General features: G+C 42.4%; 3 protein-coding genes and 2 pseudogenes. 4 read left to right on the top strand and 1 reads right to left on the bottom strand.

The features are described from left to right. Positions 1-316 (bottom strand): annotated as a pseudogene (locus AC29Z1_RS14990) (efflux RND transporter periplasmic adaptor subunit); the annotation flags it as partial. Between the two features lie 438 nt (positions 317-754). Between AC29Z1_RS14990 and AC29Z1_RS14985 the strand changes: the two are divergent. The 4 genes and pseudogenes from AC29Z1_RS14985 to hydG form a co-directional block, all read left to right on the top strand. Beyond that, positions 755-1,153: pseudogene (locus AC29Z1_RS14985) on the top strand (M23 family metallopeptidase); the annotation flags it as partial. 30 nt (positions 1,154-1,183) lie between these two features. Beyond that, entirely contained in the window at positions 1,184-1,540 is a 357-nt protein-coding gene (locus AC29Z1_RS14980) for an arsenate reductase family protein (RefSeq protein WP_488272261.1), read from the top strand. Between the two features lie 319 nt (positions 1,541-1,859). Continuing rightward, complete coding sequence (locus AC29Z1_RS14975) at positions 1,860-2,123, top strand: TM1266 family iron-only hydrogenase system putative regulator (protein WP_488272260.1); 264 nt, start codon at positions 1,860-1,862, stop codon at positions 2,121-2,123. Between the two features lie 116 nt (positions 2,124-2,239). Then, complete coding sequence (hydG, locus tag AC29Z1_RS14970) at positions 2,240-3,658, top strand: [FeFe] hydrogenase H-cluster radical SAM maturase HydG (RefSeq protein WP_488272259.1); 1,419 nt, start codon at positions 2,240-2,242, stop codon at positions 3,656-3,658. The last annotated feature ends 110 nt before the right edge of the window (positions 3,659-3,768 follow it).

The following is a 3,768-nucleotide window of genomic DNA, read 5'->3' as shown; positions in this document are numbered from 1 at the left end:
GGAGCTTTAGCAGTGGTTGACCGGCTTTAATTACTTGGCCTTCTGTTACATAGAGTTCGCTGAGGCGACCGGAAAATGAGGCATTAATGGGAACTGATGCTGCATTGGTTAGCAGCCCTGTGCGGGTAATTTGTATAGGTTTATTTATGGTAGCTAACGGTACCACTGTAAGGTTTACCGGTGTTCGCGGGGGAGTCTGCCGAAACCACAATGCAAACGGAAGCTGGTTAGACCTAATGACAGACAGCAGGGCTATTACACATAAAAGTAGCGTGAATAACGCGAGTGCGCGAGAATTCTTGCTAAGTCTTTTCATATATGTCACCTCCAAGAAAAGTAAGGAAGCAGTTTCTATGTTCTCACTTTTCATTTTTTGCGTCAAGTAGTAACACAAAAAAATGAAAATTAATATTCTCCAAAAAGCCAACAAAAATGGCTATTTTGCGTTATAATGTATACTATGGAATCTTACAAAAAAGCCAAGGATACATGATTGGCAAGAAAGGAAGCAGTAATGCGTACTTCTCAGGAAACTCATACTAAGAACACTGATAGCAAATATATGGCTGTTTCTGTTAGATGGCTTACATTATTATTTGCTTTTCTTATTCTCCTGGGAATGGGGGTAGATTTTAGCTACAATCACCAGGTGATTAATGCCAGTAGTATTGCCGGCACAGAGTTAGTGCCTTTTCAGCCCAGTGTAATAGGACAGGCTCCAAATATGGAAAATCTAAAACAAGATAGTCATATCATTGCAGCTAAGCCGACGATTTGGCCAGTAAATGGCGAGGTCTCCTCCGGTTTTGGCTGGCGTAATTCTCCTTTGGATAGTGGTAGTGAGTTTCACGCCGGGATTGATATTGCCAGCAATCTGGATACACCGATTGTGGCTACTGCGGATGGTGTAGTGGTGCAGAGTGGATGGGCTGGGGGCTATGGTAATATGGTGCAAATTGACCATGGCAATGGTATAACCACTGTGTATGGGCACAATTCCCGGATCATCGTAACCATCGGACAAAACGTGAAAAAAGGGCAAATTATTGCGTATGTAGGCAGCACTGGAAAAAGTACCGGACCGCATGTTCATTATGAAGTCCGGGTAAACGGCACAGCGGTTGACCCGATTCGCTATTTGGTTCAATACTGATAGTAACCAATAAGAAGAGGAGATGTGAAAATGATTACTTTTGTGTGTTATCCGAAATGTACCACCTGTCAAAAGGCAAAACGCTGGCTGGATGATCATGGTATTGTTTATGAACAGCGCAATATTAAGGAAGAAAATCCGACACTGGCTGAACTAACCGTATGGTATGAAAAAAGCGGACTGGATCTAAAAAAGTTTTTCAACACCAGTGGACTACTGTATAAATCTCTTGCTTTGAAAGATAAGCTGCCCACCATGTCTGAAGATGAGAAGCTTGCTCTGCTGGCGTCTGACGGGATGCTGGTAAAACGGCCGATTCTGATTACTGATAGCCAAGTTTTGGTGGGATTCAAGGAATCCGAGTGGGAGCATGCACTTGGCTGTTAATTCGGGTTGCCTGTTTACCGAAAGCTAAAAATAGCATTGTTTTTTGTCAGAAAATATGTTACAATTTATTCAATACTTGGTAAGCTGTCTGAGATTGAGTGATTTTCACCTTTCTTGCGGCAAACCTTGAATGTTTGTTAACAAAGTTATCGTGCTGATTACATGAGGGTTCGTCCCGAGTGAGAAGGCGAGAGAATAGTGGCGATATGGTGGAGGAGCATGGTATCGCTCTTCTTGCTATTGGCTTTCTATCCTTGTGCCTTCTGGTACAAGGATTTTTATTTCAATTTGGATCTTTAATTAAGGAGAAAGGATATTTATGGAAACAAGGATTGCGCTCATTGGTATTGTCGTTGAAAATAAGGAATCAGCAAAACGGATTAATGATATTCTGCATGAGTATGGAGATTACATTGTAGGCCGCATGGGAATCCCTTATCCTAAACGCAATGTTTCTGTTATCAGCATTTTAATTGATGCTCCTAGCGATACCATCAGCGCACTCTCCGGCAAGCTGGGAATGATTCCCTATGTCAATATTAAAACCGTGTATTCTAAACTAGCTACGCATGCAGATAAATAATCATGTATGTAAACAGGTACTTACTTTTCTACTGGATAACTTCAGCGCGCTAAGAAACTGAGCCTGACAGGGAATTATTTCAGATAGAAAATACTGCGTAAAAAGGGGTCTTGACTATGTATAATGTCAAATCAAAAATTGCAACTGAGTTTATCGATGACCAAGAGATTCTGGATACACTCGAATATGCTCAGAAAAACAAGAGCAATCGGGAGCTTATTAACAGCATTCTGGAAAAAGCTAAGGATTGCAAAGGTCTGACTCACCGGGAAGCGGCTGTATTGTTAGATTGTGATTTAGAAGAAGAAAACGAAAAAATGAAGTCCCTAGCCAAAGAAATTAAACAAAAACTGTACGGAAACCGGATTGTAATGTTTGCCCCTTTATATCTCTCCAATTACTGTATCAATGGTTGTGTGTACTGTCCTTATCATAAAAAAAACAAAAACATTTCCCGCAAAAAGCTTTCACAGGAGGATATTGTCCGCGAAGTCATTGCTTTGCAGGATATGGGGCATAAGCGCCTGGCGCTGGAAACCGGTGAAGATCCTGTTAATAATCCCATCGAATATGTCCTGGAAAGTATTAATACCATCTATAGCATAAAACATAAAAATGGTGCTATTCGCCGGGTAAATGTCAATATTGCCGCAACTACGGTGGAAAACTACCGTAAGTTAAAAGAAGCGGGTATTGGCACCTATATTCTGTTTCAGGAGACCTATAACAAAAAAGCGTATGAAGAGCTGCATCCAACCGGACCCAAGAGCGACTATGCTTTCCATACCGAAGCTATGGATCGGGCAATGGAAGCGGGTATCGATGATGTTGGTCTTGGCGTCTTGTTCGGCTTAAATATGTACCGTTATGATTTTGTTGGTTTACTTATGCATGCTGAACATTTAGAGGCAACTATGGGAGTTGGCCCGCACACCATCAGCGTTCCTCGGATTCGCCCGGCAGATGATATTAATCCTGAAGATTTTACGAATGCCATTTCTGATGACATATTTGCGAAAATAGTAACAGTGCTGCGAATTGCTGTTCCCTATACCGGCATGATTGTTTCTACACGCGAGTCACAGAAAACGCGTGAGCGGGTGCTGGAATTGGGAGTAACTCAAATCAGTGGCGGCTCCAGGACCAGTGTTGGCGGTTATGTTGAACCAGAGGCTGAGGATGATAATTCGGCGCAGTTTGACGTAAATGACCGACGCACACTGGATGAAGTTGTTAACTGGTTATTAGGTCTAGGGTATATTCCAAGCTTCTGTACTGCCTGCTATCGCGAAGGACGTACCGGCGACCGCTTTATGAGTTTGGTAAAATCAGGACAAATAGCGAACTGTTGTCAGCCCAATGCACTTTTGACACTTAAAGAATATTTAGAGGACTATGCTTCGGCAGATACTAAAGCCAAGGGAGAAGCGGTGATTGCCAGCGAAATTTCCCGTATTCCCAACGAAAAAGTTCGTAAACGGGCTATAGAGTATTTGTCTGAAATTGCAAATGGGAAACGAGATTTTCGCTTTTAAACAATAGGATAAAGCCCTGACTCTAATTCCTGCAGGAACAGAGTCAGGGCTTTATTTAGTTTGCCCGGCATGGGCAGTAACTAGGCGGTGAAAGTCCGCTATGGGCTTGG

The organism is Sporomusa sp. (assembly GCF_057736855.1).
Note: the sequence above shows the minus strand (reverse complement) of the source record. Positions and strands in the feature narration are given on the sequence as shown.

Coding starts and splice junctions, on each gene's coding strand:
- hydG (WP_488272259.1), top strand. CDS start 2,240: ATGTATAATGTCAAATCAAAAATTGCAACTGAGTTTATCGATGACCAA.
- AC29Z1_RS14980 (WP_488272261.1), top strand. CDS start 1,184: ATGATTACTTTTGTGTGTTATCCGAAATGTACCACCTGTCAAAAGGCA.
- AC29Z1_RS14975 (WP_488272260.1), top strand. CDS start 1,860: ATGGAAACAAGGATTGCGCTCATTGGTATTGTCGTTGAAAATAAGGAA.